We start from the raw sequence: 20627 nt of genomic DNA on the forward strand, positions 1-20627 counted from the left end.
GTCCTATTATAAGCAAGTCCCCGTCTCAGACCGCGCCAATGCTGGCTGGACATTGAATCAAATGCACAGGGATGAGGCCTATCGTCTCTATGATTTTGTCCGTTCCCGTGTTCCTGGCTGGGAGATTGGTCAATGGTTTGATACCAGTATTTTGGAGGAATATAAGCAGGGGAGTATGGATATAAAGGCATAAACATTTATTACACGGTTAAGGTTCATATCAACAGATGAGCAAGAAATTTTGGACTTTAAGGAACAGTTGCAGGAGTGGGATCGAACCATCCAAGGCTATCAGGATACTCTGGATGGAAAGGCTGCTTTGCCAGAGGGACATACTATGCAGAGCATCCTTTGGTCTTATCAGACAGCCCAAAGGAGCAGGGAGCAGTTTCTCCAAGATGGCATCGCCCATATTAACGGATATCAATACGGCGAATTATTTTCCAACGAAAGAGTATTTGAAATCTTGGGCCGACCCTCAAAATTCGTACTTCGACAAGACCGAAGAAATGAACATCCAAAAGCTGATGATTGAGCGGTTAATGAAGGCACCTCTGCATGACCCCTTAAATGAAATCTAAGCCCGTTTGGGAAAAATAATCACGCTAAAAGCGGCAGAAAGGGACAACTTTCTGCCGCTTTTTTTGTTCTCAAAGTGTGTGGTTCTATAAAATATCTACGCCTATTTTTGACAAAATAATCTTTTCATTTATTGTATAATGGAAATAAAAACTTTCTCGTGAAATATGTTAAAAAAACCATTTTATTTAACAAGAGGGTCGGTTAATGAAAAGATTCCCCTTTCGCTGTCCCTCCGCCGTTTAGCGGAGAACTTCATGATTTAATAACTTTTCTCAAGAGGGCGCAAGTAAAGTCAAAATTACTTGCGCCCTCTTTTTATATACCCTTTTTCAACAAAATACTCGTTTTTATTATATTTCATGTAAAAAAAGCAAGAGAATCTCACAAAAAGTCTGACAAACCTCCACCCGCTGTCCTTAAATTTGTAATATTTCGACAGAAACAGTATTGCACTATTGGTTGCCGTTCGCCGCCCTCCAGAGTTTGAAACCTACCCATTTTCAAACTCTTGGAGGTAACGGTTATGAGCAAAAATTGTGAAGAAAGGGCAAATTATTATCTTTACATAGCTGGACAGGCTGTGCCGGTGAACGAACAGGTTTACCGTGCCTATCAGCACTATGAGCGGAAGGAGGAATACTTTTCCTACGATCTGAAAACGGAAAAGTTTCAGAAAGAAACCGCAACTTTTTTGCCCAGCAGAGAGGATTCTTATGAGCGTCTGCTGGACAAGGACAAGCAGTTTGCCGCGCCCGGAAAAAGCGTAGAGCAGCTTGTATCGGAACATCTGGAAGCGGAACAGATACGTTTTTGTTTGGCTCAATTAACCGAGGAGGAACGCAAACTGATTTCTCTGCTTTTCTATCAGGAAAGAACAGAACAGGAAGTTGGGAATATACTGAACATTTCACATCAGGCAGTCAATAAGAGAAAACAGGCGCTACTTCTGAAGCTGAGAAAAATTTTTGAAGAATTTTTCTAAAATCGGTTGCTAAACTACTCTCTTAACGGGGAAGTAAGTGAGGGGGTCTGTTCCCTCGTGCAGCTTGACAACTGAATAGACGGCATTTCCGGTACATAACCCATGTATGAGCGAATCAGGTGCGCCGCGAAGATGGACAGCCCCAGGAGGTGATGAACAGGACTGTTCTGAGCGATCTACGCCAGCCTGAACCCCGAAAGCGGCACTTCGGGGCGCGGTGACTGCATGGGGGCTTAAAGATACTTCCTCACGGCCTCCTAAAGACTTGGGGGGAACCCTGCGGCGCACGAATAACCTGGGCAACACAGGCAAAACGACGCTGCGGAGTTATGACAGCCGCGCCAGCGGAGACCGGAATGTCCCCATCGTCAGGGGTGCGTGGCAAATATGACGAATACAACCCAAACTCCAATATAGCAGCCGTACCGACCAGCAGGTTCGCATATACTCTCAACAGTATCGGTACGGCTGCTTTTTTTATATGAATTAGGACAACCAGTTCATTCATACCTTATGGAAAACACAGTTTTTGACTGGAGGTGCGTCAGTATGGAGCAACTGAATACCCCAACGACTTCCTACAAAGAGGTCAAGATTGGAAAAACCGTTTACCGTGTGACCAGCTTTTTTTCGGGTGAAAAGGACCTGGGAAAGACTTTGGAGCAACTGGCTATCCGGCGCGCTATGTCGGAAACTTCTGTACCTGCCAGCTGCTCTACGCATACCGCTACATAAGCACACATCACCCTCTCGGCATTGCCGCATCCTTGCGCGGCGATGGATTCTCCGCTACGATAGTCTTGCAGGGATACTCCCTGTGGAGCCATCACGCCGCACGAGGTATGGAATCTGGATCGTCGGGAGGGAAAACAAAGATGATTGAAAAAACATACAACGTCGGTATCTACTGCCGTTTGAGCAACGATGATGAACGCGACGGGGAATCCGTCAGTATCGAGAACCAAAAGCTGCTGCTCCAGAACTATGTGAGACAGCGGGGCTGGAATGAAATCGACACCTATATTGACGATGGGTACTCTGGTACGAATTTTGACCGTCCTGGGGTCAAGCGGCTCATTGAGGACGCCAAGGCCAAGCGGATCAATGTGATCCTGGTCAAAGACCTGTCCCGTTTTGGCCGCAACTACATTGAGTTTGGACAATATACAGACTATCTGTTCCCGTCCCTGGGCTGCCGGTTTATCGCTCTGAACAACGGCATTGACACAGAAAGCACCAATGGCAGCACCGATGTCATGTGCTTTTTGAATTTATTTAACGAATTTTATAGCCGCGACACCAGCAAGAAGGTTAAAGCGGTCAAAAAAGCCTGTGCCGAAAACGGGAAATTCATGGGAACCTATCCCGCCTACGGCTACCGGCGCGATCCGGCAGATAAACACCATCTGGTGATTGACGAGGAAACTGCCCCGATTGTGCGCCGTATCTTCGAGATGCGGGCAGCCGGAGCTGGCTTTCATACCATAGCCGTCGTCTTGAACGAGGATGGCATCCCATCCCCCGGTGTGCTGTACTATCAGCGCAAGGGACAGAGTGATCCGCGCCAGGTCAATCACAAATGGGCCGAGCAGACCATCAAACGTATCATTCGTAATGAGGTTTATATCGGCAACATGGTTCAGGGAAAAACCGGAACCATGTCGTATAAATCCCGCAAGCTCATTGGCAAGCCGGAAGAAGAATGGATTCGTGTAAATGGAACCCACGAACCCATTATCTCGCAAGAGCTGTGGGATACCGTGGTCAGCATTGACAAAAAGAAAGTGCGAAAATCTCCTACTGCTGACGGCTACAAGAGTATTTTCACCGGCCTTGTGTACTGCGCGGACTGCGGATTCAAAATGAGAAATCAGGTGGAGAAATTCACCTATAAGGATGGTACGCCAGGGCGGTATAGTTCCTTTATTTGCGGGAACTACTCCCGCAGCGGCAAAGGGGCCTGTACTGTCCATACCATCTATGAAAATGTGCTGACCCAGCTGGTGTTGGAGGATATCCGGGAAAAGGCTCTTTTTGCGGAATATGACCCGGAGCAGCTGGTGCAGCAGATTATCCGCTTAAAGGATAAGGAAGCCAAAAGCCGCCTTTCCTCCTGTGAGCAGGAACTGAAAACATATACGGTACGGCTTTCCGAGCTGGAACGGCTGATGCAGAATCTCTATGAGGATAAATGTGCCGGGACCATCCCACAGACCGTTTTCCAGACCTTAATGCGCAAGTACGAAGCGGAACGGGCAGAAAAGTCCGAAGCCATCCCGGAGCTGGAGCGCAAGGTCAAAAGCTATCTGGAAAACCGAAGCGACGCCAACCGCTGGCTGACCATGATCCGCCAGTACACGGAAATTACTGAGCTGGATGAATCCATTCTCTTTGAACTGGTGGACCGCATTGAGGTTGGGGAAACCAAAAAAATCAATGGCCAGCGGATTTGTGACCTCCGTGTTTACTATCGCTATGTGGGCAATGTGGACGCGGCGCTGGAACAGGAAGAAAGGAGGCAGCCACTTGAAGAAGCAATATAAGGTCGGTATCTATTGCCGCCTGAGCGTGGATGATGCCTCCAATTCCGCAAAGGCAAAAAACGATATCCCCGGTGATGAATCCGTCAGCATTGAAAACCAGTACGAAATCCTCTCCAGATTCGTCATGCTGAACGGCTGGATTGAAGTCAAGACCTACCGGGACGATGGGTACAGTGGCGGGAATTTCCAGCGGCCCGGATTTTTGGAAATGCTGGAGGATGCCCGCCACGGCCTGATTAACCTGATTCTGGTCAAAGACCTGTCCCGCCTGGGGCGTGACTTTGTAGAGGTAGGCCGCTATACAGATGTGATTTTTCCGTCCCTTGGCTGTCGGTTCGTGTCTGTGCTGGACTGCCTGGACAGCGAGGGCGATAACACCGATATGCTGCACTTCCGCAGTTTGATGAATGACTACCACCTAAAGGACCTGTCAGGGAAAATCAAATCGGTGCTGTATGCCAAAAAGAAAAGCGGCCAGTATCTGACCGCCTACGCTCCTTACGGATACCGCAAGAGCGATGAGGACAAACACCGGCTGGTAGTGGATGAAGAAGCTGCCGCCGTGGTGCGGGAAATCTACCGGATGCGCTACTCTGGTATGGCCTATGGCAAGATTGCAGCGGCACTCAATGAGAAAGGGATTCTCTCCCCCAGATGGTATTGGGAGCTGCACTACGGGAAAAAAGGCAGCTGTAAATACTCCAAACTTTGGGCTTATGCCACGGTGAAAAACATTTTGAATGACACCGTTTATCTCGGCATAGTTACACAGAACCGCACCGGCTCCCGTTCCTATAAGGATAAGACCATGATACAGAAGCCAGAAACCGAGTGGATTTGCCATGAAAATGCCCACGAAGCGATCATTGAACGGGAGCTGTGGGAAGCTGTTCAGGAAAAGAACCGGGCAGTCAAACAGCAGGTGGTAAACCATGCCGCCCCTCTGCCCGCCCTGTTCACTGGCAAGCTGGTCTGTGCCGACTGTGGACATCCCCTGGTAGCCACCCGCGAGACCCAGCGCAGAAAAAACGGGACATCCAAGCGGTATGTTTCCTATATCTGCTCCCGCTTTACCACCACCGGACACAGCACCTGTTCCTGGCATCGGATTTATGAAATCTCACTTACAACACTGGTGTTGAATGAAATCAAAGCGCATAGCGAGATGGTAAAGCAGGATGAAGCTGCTGTATTGGACAAGCTAAAGCGGCAGCTGCTATCCGAAAGCGCGGCCAAGCAGGAAGATTCCAAACAGGAAATCAGCCGACTGCGGCGGCGCATCGGAGAACTGGAACACATGACCGCCAAACTCTATGAGGATAAGGTCAGCGGTGCCATCCATGGCGATACCTTCTCTGTCCTGATCCAGAAAAGCGAACAGGAGCGCATCCAAAAAGCTGACCGTCTGGATGCACTTCTGGCAGAGGAACGGAAAGTCCAGCAGGAAGTTGAAAACATCCATCAATGGGCAGACACCATCCGCCGCTATCTGGATTTGCAAGAGCTTGACCGGGAAATCGTTGAGGAACTGATTGACCACATTGAGATTGGGGAACGCTCTGTCATAGATGGTCAGCGTCATCAAGATATTAAAATCTTTTACCGCTTTGTCGGTATGATATAAAAAGCCCGGCTGTATCACAACCGGGTTACTTCCAACATTTGATGGGAACACTTTGCGTTTGAGTTACCTCACCTTGTCGAAAATCTTAGATTTAGCGGAACACCCTTCCTGAATAACCTATGTTCTTGATGATATTGAGAAACGGGGTGAAGTCGCTATCCTGTTGGTTTGCGCTCGCAATGTCGTTGTTGACAGCAATAACCCGCACGTTTTTCCATGAACAGGACTTCGGTATAAAAGCCTACTTCCAGATAATCGCGCCCAAGCCGCGACATATCTTTTGATCAAGTTGAATACTTCACCGGCCTCGATTTTCTCAATCAATTCAAGCAAAGAGGGGCGCTCAAAACTCGTACCGCTGTATCCATTGTCCATGAAAAACAAGGGGGTTTTGAAACCATTTTCTTTTGCGTATTTACTTAAAATCGTTTTTGGGGAAAAGATTTGTCAAGGGTGTTTTTCACCAAAGTCATGTTTGAGACAACGAAGTGAGCAACACAAATATTTCATCTACAATCTGCAATATACCGAAGAACGGAAAACGGTTCCTTCTGCTTCAAAACGGGCGTCTCCCTGATGCGCTTTCGCCACGGCCTGGATAGAAGAAAGACCAATTCCAACCCCACTGCGCTTGCTGGAAAGGAATTCCTCCTCTTGTTTTGCGAACTTTCCATCAAAGCTGTTGTCCATGGTGATGGTCAGCACGCCGTACTCCAGGGAGCTGCTCAGCCGGATGAATTTCTTGCCCCCAGTTATACGTCCGCAGGCTTCCACCGCGTTTTCCAGCAGGTTGGCGAACACGACGCACAGTGCACGGTCATCCAGCCCCTCGTTCTGTGCCGGAACCGTCAGCCGGGCGGCAAAGGCAATCCCCTCCTTCTGGCAGCGGGCGGCGTAGTGGGAAACGACGGCGTTGACAGTGGGGTTTTCGCAGTAATCCTGAACGGCAGTGGGAATGTCCCGGATCAGCGTGGCGATATATTCGCTCAACCTGGGATTATCGTCCCTTGCCATGGTCAGAATCGCCGTCAGATGGTGGCGCAGGTCGTGGCGCATCTGCCGGGTCTGCTCGGCGGTTTCCATCAGGAGCAGGCCGCGTTTTTTCTCTTCCTCCAGCTGCATATCCAGCAGACGGGATTCAAAAATCAGCCGCTGCCGCAGGGCAGCTTGCTGCTCCAGACCCTCCAGGGATTGCAGCAGCACAAAGTAAATGGCAAAGACACAGACCAGCAGACCGATCCGGCAGAAGATGAAGAAACTGCTGTCCACACTGCTTTCCAGGTAAGAATCGGTAAAAGTCAGCGCCAAAATCGTCACAAACGCCGGTACCAGCCAGATGGTCCGCCACAGCTTGGGCGCGTCGGTGCGGTAGACCCGATTGGCCACCTGCCGGAAAAACCGCAGCAGCAGCGGCAGGGTGACACTGTAGAGCAGGATACAGACAAAACTGCTGCCCCACTCCTGAATGGGGATGTCAAATACCTGCACAGCAAGAATTGACACAATGCCCCGGATAATCAGAAGATAATCCACGATCAGCAGATAAGTGAAAAGCATTTTGAAGGGGCTCAGCCGCAGGAATAAACAGTAGATCAAAAAACCGACCACCGCAAACAGCAGCTCCAGGTTACGGAAATACAGCTCGTTGGCCAGGCAATAGGCAGCGGCTGTCATCTTACACAGCACATTGACAACCACCAGCACCAGCGCCGCCTTCCGGGATCTCCATTGGAAATCCCAAAACAAGGCAAAGGGGATGATGTGGCTGGGCAGAGTGGTACAGAAAATATAAAACAGCTGTGACATTATCCCATCTCCCTTGTTCGGGCAAACAGAAAGTCCTCATAGGCCCGCTTCGCCTTTGCCCGGTTGGGGCGGCTGATGGGAACTTTTTTGCCGTCTGCCATCTGGTAGCACTGATACTCCTTATTAATCCCACAAACAAAGGCCAAATTCACACAGTAGCTTTTATGGGGGCAGAAAAAGGGCTGTCCCTCCAGCTGGGGCAACAGGGCCGACAGCTTGCCGTAAAACTGGATGGTACTGCCGTCCCTCATAGAAAGAATCAGATGATGCGCCTTCTGTTCCAGACACAAAAGCTCTGAAAGCGGAATTTTCTGCACCTTTCCGTTTTGCTGGATAACCAGTCGAGGAATGTTTTCTTTTTGAATCTGAACCAGTCGCAGCAGGTCGTTGACATCTTTCTGGCGTACAGGCTTTTCCAGGTATTTCAGTACCGATAAGCGGTAGCTCTCCAGGGTGTGATCGGTACTGGTGGTAGTAAAGGCAATGGAAATCTGCTCGTCCATCTCCCGAATTTTTTTCACCGCCTCCGCGCCGGTCATGCCATCCATATAAATATCCATCAGCAGCAGATCAAAGTCGCCGAGGCGGAACACTTTCAGCAGTTCCTCGCTGTTCCCAAACTGAGTCGAAACCGTGGGAATAGGCGCCTGTTCCAGCAGGCAAAGCAGCTTTTCGCGCTCCTCCGGCAGATCATCGCAGATGGCAAGTCGTAGTGGTTCCATAAGCCTTTTCCCCTCCTTATTTTCTATTTTACGGTATACACAAAAAAATATCAATTTTTCCAGTACCAGAAAACCGTATGGTGCGGCATCTCTCCCTGGTTCTATGCCAGGATTCTTATAAGCGCCTGTTGGAAAGGAGCAGCGGTTTACCGCCCCCCGAAAAAAGCAAGGGCGCAAACGGTCAATCGGCTCGTCTGCACCCTCATGATTGATGAATATTTCCTTTACGGATCGAATGCTCTCTATAAACCGCATGAGAACAGTGATCAACCCCAGGTGAACGGCGGTGAGTCGCTGATACCGGAATGATTCCAGTAGATCCGGCCAAAGTCGTCAAACTCACGGATGGCAGGATCGTTTAATATTTGCTACACTCCTATCTATCAGGATTCTGCAACACCATCCAGCAGAAAGATTTCAAATTTCCGGGATTTTCCTTTGAGATTGATACCATCCCCTAAGGACGTCACCTGAATTCTGTCCCCAAGACGGTTTACCACTTCCCGACTGATGTAAATTTTGCCCGCTGGAGCGTTGGCTTCCAGCCGGGCGCTGGTGTTTACCGTATCGCCGATAGCGGTAAAATCCATACGCATCTCAGCTCCAATGTTTCCTACTACAGCGTTTCCACAATGAACTCCAATGCCGAAGGACACCGTCCGCCCGAACTTTTCCAACAGCTCCTGGGACAAGGCTTTGGAACCCTCCACCATGTCAAGCGCCGCCCTACAGGCATTCATCACATAATCCTCCTGCTTGATGGGAGCGTTCCAGATGGCCATGGTGCAGTCCCCCACAAATTTGTCCAGAGTTCCATGGTTTTTCATGATACAATCGGTGGTAAGTGTGAGATAACGATTGAGGATAGACACCACCTCCTGGGGAGTGAGCACCTCACTCATCGTGGTAAAGCCTCGGATATCCACAAAAAGCACCGCAATGTCACAGAGCTTCCCGCCCAGCCCCAAAGCGTTCGTGCCATCCTTGAGCAGCTCTCCCACGATCTCCGGAGCTACATAACGCTTGAAGGTGTTGGAAATCTTTCGTTTTTCCAAGGCGGCCTGGACATAGTTGAAGGCCACGGCTCCAACAAAAAACACGGTGACAGTCAGGGCCAGCCACAGTGGGTGAAGGACAAAACCCGTCTCGTACAGAAGCTTACAGGCTACGATACTCCCTCCGGCCACTGCCATCCACATTGGAATGGCCCAGCGAAGTTTTCGATCCAGGAAGAACCACAGGAAAGCTGCTGACAGAAAGAAGAGCGCAGCCAACTGGACCCCATCGGATACTTCTGTCTTGAAGTTCTGATGGATCATCTGATGGATCATGTTAGCCTGGTACTCCACACCATACATCAGGGAAGCGCGGTCAATAGAGGTGGTCACATAGTCAGAAAGACCGGCAGCGTAGGGTCCGATGAGGACCACCGCGCCTGCAAACATCTCAGCCGGAAAGTCTCCGGTTAGAAGATCACTCACTGAAATTCCTTCGTAAAAGCCACCAGGTAAGGCGGCATAGTCCACATAAAACCGGTGGAGGTTATCCGTGGGAATATCCAGCTCTACAGGGAGACCGTTTGCTGCGGCGTACTTCTGATAGACAGCGTAGGAAAAGGAGGGGACCGATCTGCCGTCAGGCAGATCAATCTGAAGAATACTGTGGCGAAGAACACCATCCTGATCGTACATGGCGTTGATGTGACCCTGAGTGGTAACGGCCTTCAGGGCTTCATAGGGTTCCTCATAGGAGAGGACGGCATAGTCCTTCAGATAAAAGTTTCCGGTGTCTTCCGTCACCAGCTCCGTTCCGAAGTTGGCCACCGAAGCGGTAACCACATTGCCATATTTCCCGGCAGCCTCGGCCAGCCAATCATCCAGATCCGGGTCCGTCTCTCCGGTGTAGAGCACATCAATGCCAATAGCGGCGGGACGATACTCCGGATCGGCATTCAGAGCCTCGATGGCCATAGACATCACATCCCGGCCCCAGGTCTGATAGGGACCGATATCTTCCATGGCCCGGTCATCGATGCCCACAACAAAAATGTTGCCATCCAGAGCCTCAGAGGATTGATACAAACTGTCGGAAAGCATTTGATCCGGGCCGTAGAAAACGCCAAGGGCTGCCGCCGCGGTAAAGCTTCCGGCACACAACAGCGAAACAAGAGCTTTTTTCCAGGTATTCAGTCTCATACCGTCTCCTTTTCGTCAGGGAGTCCCGCCAGAGGAGGAATCTGCGCCCTCGATGCCGGAAGTGGTGCCGCTTCCTGTGTTGACAGGCAAGGTTCCGGTATAAGTGCCGGAATTGCTGATGATGCCGCTGTTGTTGATGCTGCCATCGTTGGTGATGTTGGCGGCGCCATATGCGGTATTCTGATTGTACATCGTCCCGCTGTTGTTGATGGTGCCATTATTGGTTATGCTGGCATCGCTATACGCAGTGCTCTGATTGTTCATCGTTCCGCTGTTATCAACGGTACCGCTATTGAGAAACGTTCCAAAATTATGAAGATAGCCATCGTTCCCGATCTCAATAATCCCGTTGTTGGTGATGCTTCCATAGCTGACAAGCGAACCGGAAATAGAAACGTTTACATCTGCCTCAAAGCTCAAAGATTGATCGGTGTTGATGCTGACTGTACCGGAAATGAAAATGGTTGCGCCACTGTCTATTGCGATAGCGATACCTGCATTGGTGTCAAACAGCTCTTTTAGCTGATCACCAGTAATTTCACCGCTCAGGTGATGCTTTCCGTCGCCCGGTTCGGGTTCAGGCTCGGGTTCAGGCTCAGGCTCAGGCTCGGGCTCAGGCTCGGGCTCAGGCTCGGGCTCAGGCTCGGGCTCGGGCTCGGGCTCGGGTTCGGGTTCAGGTTCGGGTTCAGGTTCCGGTTCAGGCTCGGGCTCGGGCTCGGGTTCAGGCTCCGAGGCAGACTCCGAACCAGAGTCTGATTGCCCCTCGTCGCGCGCCAGTATCTCCCAGGCTTCGGCAACAATCTGGGACACGGGCAAATCGGTAGCAGTCTCCACCCGCTGCTGAAGCTGCGGATCCGCGGCCAATTCCACCGCTGCAAACCCGGGAATATCCTCTGCCGTCAGCTTTAACAGGCTTACCTGCCATTGTTCGTTCCCCACGGGAAACGATATTCCTCTTTGTCCCGCTTCCACAATGGTGGTTTGAACGCCGTCCGGGGCAGCCGCATCGTTTGTGACAACTTCCACCTTGCCATCATAGATACTTACGGCAGAGGTCGTGCTGTTCTGCACCTCCACTACCCCGGAAGTGCCGCGGATACCGGTCACCATAGTGGAGGTGCGGATATTCAAGCTTTCGTTGGCGGAGAGAGGAGCTTTTACATTGAAAAAGAGCTTCCCGGAGATCACGGTCAGATCCAGATTGCTTCCGTCCTTGGATAGCTGCACAGTGGTGTTGGCATCCAGCTTTACCACTTTAGTACTGTCAAGCGTGATATAAGCATAGCTTCTGCTGCCGGTGGTGACGGTATAGCCGCTATACAGCCGCATCCCCTCCCGTGCCGACAGGGCCTTGCCGTCAGCGTTTTGCAGTGTGACCGTACCCTCTGTGGCAGTAAGGCGCATGTCTGTTCCGGAAACCGTATCCGCCGCAAAAGCGGAGGAGACCCCCAGGCAGAGCATCAGCGCCAGAACAGCGCACAAAGCGATCAGGTGACGCAGCCAGAGAAATGGTAATGATCGTTTCACAAAAATACCTCCTTGCCTTCCCGCCCGAAGGTGATGCTGTCAGACTGTGCCCGGACGGATGCCTCCAAATCCAGCAGTTGCGCATCGGTTCGTTTGGGATCATGATGGATGAAGATGGTTTGTCTCGCTCCGGAAGTCCGGGCAAGAGCGAGGCTGCGCGGAATGGTGGAATGGCCGAACCCCCGGGTGTGGGCATACTCCTCCTGCGTGTACTGGGCATCCAGCAGGAGCAGGGAACAACCCCGGGCAAAATCGCAAAAATCCAATATATCGCCGGGAGCGCCACTTTCCGGCTCAAAATCGGTAGCGTAGACCACTGAAACACCGTCCAGCGACAGCTTGTAGATCGTAGAACCGCCTGGATGGCGGGATTCCATGGTTTCCACCGCCACGGGCCCTACCCGGAAGAAAGGAGGAACATCGTGAAAGGTCAGCGCCGCCCCCATACTGCCGGTGGTTACCGGCCAGAGAGGAGGCGACATCAACGTTTCAAGCTGCGCCTGAGCAGAACGCCCCTCCCGGCTCTTCAGGTAGATGTCGCAGGTTACGGTTGGATCAAACAGTGGAGGGAACACAGGGAATCCCATCAGGTGATCCACATGTGCGTGGCTGATCAGCAGCGTAAAATGCTTCTCTGGGAAAAACCTCTCCCAGGCCCGGCCAGAGAGGCCGGTGCCCGCATCCAAGATAATGGTCTCACCGCCTGCCCGCACCAGCACACAACTGGTTGCTCCGCCAAAGCAGGAAAACTCCGGACCATGGACGGGCAGGGTCCCCCGAACACCCAGAAGTTTTATCTGCATGGTGTCCTCCAAGGAAAAGCCCTCCTTTTCTTTAGTTATCACTGACTTTGGTAAGGTTGAGATGTTTGATCCGCCGCAGGGCGATAAGATTCACCACCACTGCAAACACCACCATGATACCACATGCCAGCAAGCATGCGAACAGATTCGGAGAACGGACATAGTGCTCCGCCCCGGCCTCGATGACCCGTACGTCGATGTAGGCCATTGCCACGCCGAACAGACATCCCGCCAGTAACCCCAGGACAATAAGCACTACATTGTCCTTGTAGACGTAGGCCTTTGTCTGGGACAGAGTATAGCCGTTTACCCGCATCACCGCAAGCTCCCGAGCCTTGCTGGAGATGTACATGGAGATCTGGTTCAAAAGGACCAACACGGACATCACCGCCGAGAGGACAGTGCACACGGCGATAACCATATCCAGCTCTCCACCGCTGCGCTCATACTGGCTGTTGTCCCGCAGGGAGAGGAAACCCTCCTGTTCTTCCACCTGTCCCCGAAGAGCGGACACATCTCCTTGAAGCAAAAATACGCTGGGGTCGGCTTCCTCCCCCATAACCTGGGCATAATAGATCTCACTGGTAACGATCTGGTGGTAGGGCAGATAGTGTTCGAACACTCCGGCGACCGTAGCCGTGTGTGTCTTTCCGTTCTCATCCATAAGTTCAATGGTACTGCCGGCGGAAAGCTGCAGTTCCTCCGCTGCCCGGCGTGACACCAGCACTCCGTCCTCCGGAACGGACAGAGCCTCTCCGGTGTGGATGTCCGTCAACCGGATGAAGCCTTCCAGCGTCTGCGTGTCCGGGACAGCCACCACATGGGCACTCTCCCAGCGCCCATCTTCAACCCGAAAGTTTTTCAGTTTATCCTGAATGAGAGTGCAGGAAATGTTCTCATCCTCTAAAAGCTGGGCAAAATCCTTCACCGACCCGGTTTGGCTGTCCACCACCAAGCGGTAATCGTAGCTGGCGCACTGGTCAAAATGGGTACCCAGTGCGTTTTGGATGCCCAGCTTCATGGAAAAACAGGCCACCAGCAAGGCGGTACATCCCATAACTCCCACCATTGTGGTGGCCATGCGGCCTTTGTCGCTGAGGACATTTTTTACCATGGTGCGGGAATAGAGGTTGAGTTTCTGGTAGAATCCCCACTTCTCAAAGAAAAGCCGCTTGCCCCGGGCGGGGACTTCTCCCCGGAGCAAGTCTACCGCAGGCTCCCGTACCAGCTTGGTGCAGGTGAGAAGCGTGGCTGCCAAAAATACGACAAGGCACAGCGCCCCCGAGAGAAGGGCCGTGGACCAGGTAAAGGTCAGAGGCACATCGCCCAGGCAGAACTTTGGGACGAAGATATACAGGGACATATTTTCCACAATGAGGATGCCCAGAAGCCATCCCAGCAGAGTTCCCAGAATACCGCAGATAAGGTTATACAAGGTGTAGTGCCTGAAAATCTCTGCCGGGGTGAACCCCAGGGCTTTTTGGGCGCCAATGAGCGCCCTTTGCTCCCGGATAACCCGTGTGATGGCTGCAAAGGAGATGACCACCGCCACCAGCAAAAATAATAGAGCCATGACGATGCTCAGTCCACGGATCGTGTCGGTAATGGTGGTAATACCCCGGATATCCCCCACATTCTCCCGGCCGGAGAGAATCCAGTCCTGCAATTGCAGGTCATCGGCTTCCGCTTCGGCGTCGGCCAGTTCTTTCTGGGCATCCGTCAACTCTTGTTCACCCTCTGCCAGCTCATCACGGGCGTATTCCAGCTCCGTTTCGCCGTGAGCAATCTCCTGCTCAAGAGCTATTCTCTGAGCGCTGGCAGCATCTCCCAGTTGAGTCAGCTGCTCCAACATGGACCGGGCATCCTCCAGCACGGACTCCTGGTCGGCGATTGCGGTGCGAGCCTCGTTCAGCTTTTCCTCGTTCTCTTCGATTTCAGCCCGGGCGACTTCCAGCTCTCTGTCCGCCTCGTCCCGCAAGCTCTCATAGCGGAGTGTGGCCTGCTTCCGAGCCAAAGGTTCCAACTGTTCCAGGTAGCGAGCCTCCTCCGCCGTATACTCGTCGGAGAAATAGTACATCCCGTCCAAAACATCGCTGTCCACGTAAGCAATGGTATAGCAGTCACTGTAATAGCCGGCGTCAAAGGCCGCTTGGGGCAGGCAGACAAAGTACTCGTTGGACCCTAGACCTGTCTCTCCCGTGCCTCGGACATCAAAAAGGCTGACACAGCAGTACACCGGAAGATTCACAATGCCGGTGACGGTAAAGGTATCCCCCGTGAGACAACCATCCTGGGCAAGAGAAATGGTATCCCCCACCTCAATGCCCTTTTGCTCAGCGAGATTTGCCTCAATGGCCGCCTCATTTTCCGCAGTGGGAAGTTCCCCTTCCACCAACACAGGTTGATTGATGGTATCGGTCAGGGAGCGAGCCTGAACCAAAATGCGTTCGCCGCCGGTTTCCAGCTGCACCGAGTCAACGTAACCTCCCTCCACGGCGCTTACCCCTTCCCAAGAAGCGATTGCCTGAAGGTCTTCTTGGGTCAGACCATTGGCGCAGGAAATCTCCAGCGTCTCCAAGTTGTTTTCTGTAAAATACTGATCTGCTTTCAACAAAATGGCGTTTGCAGAAGACTGGAAGCCGTGGAAGATGGCGATGCTCACCGCGACGATCACCGCTACAGCCAAAAAAGACACGCCGCCTTTTCGGATGCTCTGGAAAAGATATTTCGCCCTCGTCTTTTTCATCACCATACCAACTCCTTTGCCGCGGCAGGATGACGGTTGACAATGATCTCCGCCACCACGCCGCCCTTCATGCGGATTACCCGGTTGGCCATTTTGGCAATCTCTTCGTTGTGGGTAACCATGAGCATGGTGGTGCCTCCATGAATAACCTCCTCCAAGACGGTAAGTACTTCGATGCTGGTTTCGTAGTCGAGGGCGGCGGTAGGCTCATCCGCCAAAATAATACGAGGTTTCTTCATCAGAGCCCGGGCAATGGACACTCGCTGCTGTTGTCCGCCGGACATCTGGGAGGGGTAATTGTCCTTACGTCCCAGCAGACCAACCCGTTCCAGAGCATCCTCGGCATCCATGGGATCCTTGCACAGCTCACCGATGAATTCCAGATTCTCTTTAGCGGTAAGAGTAGGCATCAGATTATAAGCCTGGAAGATAAAGCCCACGGCGTTGCGGCGATACATCGTAAGGGTGCTGTCGTCAACGTGAGAGTAGTCCTCCCCGTCAAACAGGAAGGTGCCTCCGGTCAATTGATCCATCCCCCCGATGATGTTGAGCATGGTGGACTTGCCGCATCCCGACTCACCCAGGATAACCAAAAATTCGCCCTCCCGCACGTCCAGGTTCACACCCTTCAGGATCTGTATCTCCGTCTCCCCGGATCCGAAAGTCTTAGTGACGTCCCGAAGGGAAAGGATTGCCTTTCGTTCCTCGGCAAAGCCCAAATTGAGGCCCTTCTCGTCCACAGCAATGGCGGTGAGCATAGCCAGGTTTTCGCACAGCTCCACATCGGCATCGTCATAGAGAGAGCCGTCCTTCTTGTTGATAATCTGGATACAGCCAATGACCTCGTATTTGTTGATCAGGGGCACGCACACCATGCTTCGGGTGACAAAGCCGGTTGCCTCATCAAATCGGCCAGCCCAGCGGGCGTCACTCTGACAGTCCTTCACTACGGTGGTCTTGCCCTGCTGGACCACCGTGCCGGCGATACCCTCCCCCATGGACAGACTCATGCCGGTGAGATCAGCTCCCCCGATGATAAAAGAGGGGTAAATCCGCTGATCTCCACTGGAATTGTAGAACCAGATGGTGCCCGCCTCGGCGCCTACCGCCTTGACCACCTCACCCAGACTGGTGCGCAGGGCATCCTCCAGAGACTCCGCCTCCTGAAGCAGACGGGTGATTTCCCATACTACCTGGGTATAATTAATGCGTTCGTGTTTCATTTCCGTATCACCTCAGAAAACTAATTTGAAATGCAGAGAACGGCTTACCGCTATGCGGTTGCACCGCCTTTTTTCATCAAACGCAAAACGAACCTGCGGAACAAGCCGGAATGTACGGGCATTGGAATATAACCACACTGGGAAAAGTGAGTGAGATAACGTTCCATCAAAGTGTCGTCCACCGGAGGACAGTCAATGCCGCTTTCCGCAAGCAGTTTCTTTGTATTCGAGGTATCCATGATTGCCTGCCTTACGCCGAAACGCGTAATCAGGTCTTCCCCTTCCGGCTGCTTACCGGTAAACAGGCAGGACAGTACCCGCAGGACATTTTCCTCTGAAGAGCAGCTTTCCAGCCTGCCGCACCACTGGTCAAACGGCTGATGGTCAATTTTATAGCCCAGCTTCCGGAGCAATCGGTAAAACTGCTCCACCGGCATCAGACGTTCGTTGAGAATATTGAACGCATGGTTTACACACCCAGCCTGGAAGGCAATCCGAACAATCGAAGCCGCTACAAAATCCACCGGTGTTAAATGCAGGTTGACCTGGATTTCCGGAAAGCTGCCCATCTGAATACATCCCACAATCGAGCGGCTGATCAGATCTTCTACTTTCCAAATGCCGTCCAGAGATGTCCCGGTGATATCACCGGGACGGTAAACAGTTGTGCGCAGACCACGCTCGCGGGCAATGCCGACCAGTTTTTCCGCAACCCATTTGGTCTCGGAATATCCGAGAAAATATCCATCCGGACTTTCCAACGGATCATCTTCCGTGACCCTGCGTTGAAAACAGCTCGGGTTATCGTAGACACTGTAGGATGATATATAGTGAAAATATTTGGCGCGTCCCGTACAGGCAAACCGCAGCGCCTCCGCGGTACCGGTGACATTCACCCTTTTCAACTGGCGATACGGCAAAATAAAGTTTAAAACCGCTCCGTTGTGGATCACCATATCCACAGAATCGGCAAGCTTCTGATACAGATCATACTCTATCCCCAGCCGCGGCTGTCCGAGATCTCCCGATACTGGCACAATATACTTCCGAAAGCTGTCATCCCAGCAGCGAAACCGGCGCATATTTTGTTCAATCCGGTTCATGACTGCATCAGCAGTTGCCCCGCGCCCGTGACAGTAGACGGTAACATCTTCCGATTTACGACGGCAGATCAGCTCCCGTACCAGATAAGCCCCCAGAAATCCGGTCGTTCCGGTTACCAGGATCTTGCGGCAGTTTTCAGGCTGATGGAAATACGGAGATTGAGGCGCAATATCCGGATCCAGCACACACTCTGCGCGAAGGTCCGTTTTGTAATTGCCGCTGCGGCCATTGAGAAGATCGCTCAGATATTGGGAGATATCCGCAACGGTAGGGGAGGCTGCAATCTCCCGTAGATCAATCGTCACCCCCAGCTCATTTTCCAAGCTGCAAATGAGTTCCATCATACCCAGAGAATCCCCGCCCAGCTCCAGGAAACTGTCCTCCGGACCAAAATCCACACCGGGTAAGAGGGATTCAAAAATATTCTGAATCACGGGGCGGATTTCTTCCGGGGAAGCATAAGGTGAAATTTCAATTTTATTGTGGGATACCGATGCCGCACTCTTTTCCGCTTTATGCCGAAGGGTGCTGAAAAGCACCTGCAGGCGGTCTGCGTTATAAACGTTTTTAGTCTCCAGGGTCTGGATCTTGCGGTTATCCGTCCGTGGCAGGGTTCCTTCCCGGACAAATACAACGTCCTTAAACGAAAAGCCAAACGCCGCGGAGATAATTCGGTTCACCTGTGCCGCCAACCGGGCAAAATCCGCATCCGGCCTGCATTCAGCACAGAATACCGGCTGTTCCTTCCCTCGACGCTCCACCGAAAAAACAGCCATACTGCTTACCGGAAGCTCAAACCCTTCCGCCTGCAGTTGGATAATTGTATCACTTGGGAAAATATTCTTCCCGCCAATAATAATCATCTCTTTAATACGCCCCGTCAGATACAGCTGACCTTGATATATGGCCCCCATATCGCCGGTTCGGTAAAAACTGCCCGAATATCCAGGTATGACGGTTTCGAAAGCCCGGCTTTCCTCCGGATCCTTCCAATATCCTGCACAAACATTGGAGCCTTGCAGGCAAATCTCCCCGATTTCACCATCTTGACAGGGAGTCATATCCGAATGCACTGTTACAATCTTCATATCTGCTGCCGGACGTCCCACACTGACAATTTGCTTTTCTCCGTGCTCACACAGAGAGAACTTGCCGCGATGGTAGTCCTCAACCGAAACGGAAACACTCCGGTAATCCCGGCTGGACAGAGCGGCCACACAGACACATTCCGACAACCCGTACCCCGGCGCAAACGCATCGCGTGAAATATGGAACAGCTCACAAAAGGCGTCAACCGTATGCGGATTCACCGTTTCCGAACCGTTAATCAACCGTTCCATGTGGCTCAAATCATACCGGGCCGCTTTCGACGGAGTGACCAAGCGGGTACACAGCTCATAGGCCGAATTAGGAGCGGCCGTAATGGTGGCCTGATAACGGGACAGCGCTTTCAGCCAGATCACCGGTTTTTCCAGAAATTGCAGGGTTGGCACATGGTGTGCCAACGCCCGATCGGCATACGCCGGCATGAAAATGGCAACGACCAGTCCAATGTTGTGGTAAAACGGCACCCAGGAAACCAACGACTGATGGGTAGTCTTAAAGTCAAAAATATCCATACACAAATGGATGCAGGCCATGAGATTTTTGTAAGTCACCATGACGCCTTTGGGCGCAGAGGTGGAACCCGATGTGTATTGCAGGTAAAGCAGATCGTCCGCTTCATGTCTGCACAAAAGCGATGGTCCCTGATACGGTTTTACCCGATCGGTATAGATACGTTTGAGGGTCACAACCTGAAAGAAGGCTTGGCGCAGAAGTGCGGCGGATGGATTGTTTTCATTGGTCTGTTCCAGCGCCGCGTTGGAAATCAGAAATTTGGGGCCGCAGCTCTTGAGCACTGCCACAAACCGGTTGAGTTTACTTTTGTCAAGCGGAGGCGGGATCAACGTAAATACCACGCCTATCATCATGCAGCCCCATACGGCGTATACCGTTCCTTCATCCTGCAGTGACAAGATAATAGCCCGGTCGCCCTTTTTAGCGCCCTTCGTCAAGAGCTCCGCTGCGATACCGCTCGCGCGCTGCCACGCTTCCCCGCTGGTCACAATATGCTCGGCAAAAGGCTCTGTACTGCAATCCAGAAAATTATATAGCTTTCGTTCCGGCAGACGCTCTGCTTCCGCACAAAATTTTTCCAAAATACCATCCACAGTAAAATATCCTCCAATTTCCAACGTAGCTTCTATAGGAGCTCTCAAAAAATATCAGTCAAAATGTATGCTGCTTCCGAACTATGCACCAAGTCCGGAAATCTCCATCTCGTACACACTGCACAGCTTTCCAATCAATTGAACGCTTTTCTCTCCAATGGAACGGATTTGCAAAAGCTGTTTCCGATTGTATCGATACATCTGATAGAGTTCCGGCATGGTTTCGATCCCGTTTCTGCGCAGAGCCAGAGAGATTCTACGGAGTTCTGATCTCTGTTCGGGATATTTCTGTTCATAAGAAATAAAATACTCTTTGACCATGCTTTCTCCTTCCTTACTGGCAATCAAAATGCGCTTACCAATATATAAATATATTACCGTTGTTTTTAAGCTTCTTTCCAGTACCAAAGTTGCCGTTCACCGCGTCAAAATTGGTACTTGACAAACTTAAGCACGATTGTTTCATCGTCAACTCTGAGGGTGAAATCCTGGCGGATGTGTTCACTATCCCCAACAACATGGATGGGTTTCACTATCTGTTACAACGAATCCAGGAT

General features: G+C 51.7%; 15 protein-coding genes. 6 read left to right on the forward strand and 9 right to left on the reverse strand.

The window, feature by feature from the left end; all coding sequences use genetic code 11:
- The 6 genes from B5F35_RS19050 to B5F35_RS14925 form a co-directional block, all read left to right on the forward strand.
- Nucleotides 1–193: DUF3879 family protein (locus tag B5F35_RS19050; protein ID WP_242969548.1), on the forward strand; the 193-nt coding region annotated here is incomplete at its 5' end.
- A gap of 48 nt (nt 194–241) precedes the next feature.
- Entirely contained in the window at nt 242–535 is a 294-nt protein-coding gene (locus B5F35_RS14900) for a hypothetical protein (RefSeq protein ID WP_140401236.1), read from the forward strand.
- A gap of 570 nt (nt 536–1105) precedes the next feature.
- On the forward strand, nt 1106–1564 hold the full coding sequence (locus B5F35_RS14905; protein ID WP_087242358.1) for an RNA polymerase sigma factor: 459 nt from the start codon (nt 1106–1108) through the stop codon (nt 1562–1564).
- 549 nt (nt 1565–2113) lie between these two features.
- A complete protein-coding gene (locus B5F35_RS14915; protein ID WP_087242360.1) occupies nt 2114–2299 on the forward strand; it encodes a hypothetical protein in 186 nt (61 codons plus the stop codon).
- Between the two features lie 140 nt (nt 2300–2439).
- Nucleotides 2440–4107 (forward strand): recombinase family protein, encoded by a 1668-nt coding sequence (locus B5F35_RS14920; RefSeq protein ID WP_087242362.1) that lies wholly within the window; start codon nt 2440–2442, stop codon nt 4105–4107.
- The gene (locus tag B5F35_RS14925) at nt 4091–5731 is read left to right on the forward strand and encodes a recombinase family protein (protein WP_087242364.1); all 1641 of its coding nucleotides are present in this window, start codon (nt 4091–4093) and stop codon (nt 5729–5731) included. Before B5F35_RS14920 ends, B5F35_RS14925 begins: the two co-directional genes overlap by 17 nt.
- 510 nt (nt 5732–6241) lie before the next feature.
- Here the strand turns inward: B5F35_RS14925 and B5F35_RS14935 are convergent.
- From B5F35_RS14935 to B5F35_RS14975, 9 genes are all read right to left on the reverse strand, one after another.
- Entirely contained in the window at nt 6242–7537 is a 1296-nt protein-coding gene (locus B5F35_RS14935; protein ID WP_087242366.1) for an ATP-binding protein, read from the reverse strand.
- Nucleotides 7537–8259, reverse strand: a complete 723-nt coding sequence (locus B5F35_RS14940) for a LytR/AlgR family response regulator transcription factor (protein WP_162611443.1) — start codon at nt 8257–8259, stop codon at nt 7537–7539. The genes B5F35_RS14935 and B5F35_RS14940 overlap by 1 nt, the downstream gene beginning before the upstream one ends.
- Before the next feature lie 383 nt (nt 8260–8642).
- Complete coding sequence (locus tag B5F35_RS14945) at nt 8643–10454, reverse strand: CHASE2 domain-containing protein (protein WP_087242370.1); 1812 nt, start codon at nt 10452–10454, stop codon at nt 8643–8645.
- 15 nt (nt 10455–10469) lie between these two features.
- Nucleotides 10470–11981, reverse strand: coding sequence for a FecR domain-containing protein (locus B5F35_RS14950; RefSeq protein ID WP_087242371.1), 1512 nt, complete (start codon nt 11979–11981; stop codon nt 10470–10472).
- On the reverse strand, nt 11978–12796 hold the full coding sequence (locus B5F35_RS14955; RefSeq protein ID WP_087242373.1) for an MBL fold metallo-hydrolase: 819 nt from the start codon (nt 12794–12796) through the stop codon (nt 11978–11980). The genes B5F35_RS14950 and B5F35_RS14955 overlap by 4 nt, the downstream gene beginning before the upstream one ends.
- Nucleotides 12797–12815: 19 nt before the next feature.
- A complete protein-coding gene (locus B5F35_RS14960) occupies nt 12816–15530 on the reverse strand; it encodes an ABC transporter permease (RefSeq protein WP_162611444.1) in 2715 nt (904 codons plus the stop codon).
- Nucleotides 15530–16753 carry an ATP-binding cassette domain-containing protein gene (locus B5F35_RS14965; RefSeq protein ID WP_087242377.1) on the reverse strand — a complete coding sequence of 408 codons (1224 nt, stop codon included), beginning with the start codon at nt 16751–16753 and terminating at the stop codon, nt 15530–15532. Before B5F35_RS14965 ends, B5F35_RS14960 begins: the two co-directional genes overlap by 1 nt.
- Nucleotides 16754–16803: 50 nt before the next feature.
- On the reverse strand, nt 16804–20070 hold the full coding sequence (locus tag B5F35_RS14970) for a thioester reductase domain-containing protein (protein WP_162611445.1): 3267 nt from the start codon (nt 20068–20070) through the stop codon (nt 16804–16806).
- Between the two features lie 81 nt (nt 20071–20151).
- Entirely contained in the window at nt 20152–20391 is a 240-nt protein-coding gene (locus tag B5F35_RS14975; protein ID WP_087242381.1) for a hypothetical protein, read from the reverse strand.
- Nucleotides 20392–20627 lie beyond the last annotated feature (236 nt).

Origin of the sequence: Anaeromassilibacillus sp. An200 (genome assembly GCF_002160025.1) — a bacterium.
Lineage (GTDB): Bacteria > Bacillota > Clostridia > Oscillospirales > Acutalibacteraceae > Caccousia > Caccousia stercoris.

Excerpts from the sequence above, each read along its gene's own strand:
- B5F35_RS14940 (WP_162611443.1), bottom strand. The coding sequence starts at position 8,259 with ATGGAACCACTACGACTTGCCATCTGCGATGATCTGCCGGAGGAGCGC.
- B5F35_RS14935 (WP_087242366.1), bottom strand. The coding sequence starts at position 7,537 with ATGTCACAGCTGTTTTATATTTTCTGTACCACTCTGCCCAGCCACATC.
- B5F35_RS14905 (WP_087242358.1), top strand. The coding sequence starts at position 1,106 with ATGAGCAAAAATTGTGAAGAAAGGGCAAATTATTATCTTTACATAGCT.
- B5F35_RS14960 (WP_162611444.1), bottom strand. The coding sequence starts at position 15,530 with ATGAAAAAGACGAGGGCGAAATATCTTTTCCAGAGCATCCGAAAAGGC.
- B5F35_RS14945 (WP_087242370.1), bottom strand. The coding sequence starts at position 10,454 with ATGAGACTGAATACCTGGAAAAAAGCTCTTGTTTCGCTGTTGTGTGCC.
- B5F35_RS14920 (WP_087242362.1), top strand. The coding sequence starts at position 2,440 with ATGATTGAAAAAACATACAACGTCGGTATCTACTGCCGTTTGAGCAAC.
- B5F35_RS14975 (WP_087242381.1), bottom strand. The coding sequence starts at position 20,391 with ATGGTCAAAGAGTATTTTATTTCTTATGAACAGAAATATCCCGAACAG.
- B5F35_RS14965 (WP_087242377.1), bottom strand. The coding sequence starts at position 16,753 with ATGAAACACGAACGCATTAATTATACCCAGGTAGTATGGGAAATCACC.
- B5F35_RS14915 (WP_087242360.1), top strand. The coding sequence starts at position 2,114 with ATGGAGCAACTGAATACCCCAACGACTTCCTACAAAGAGGTCAAGATT.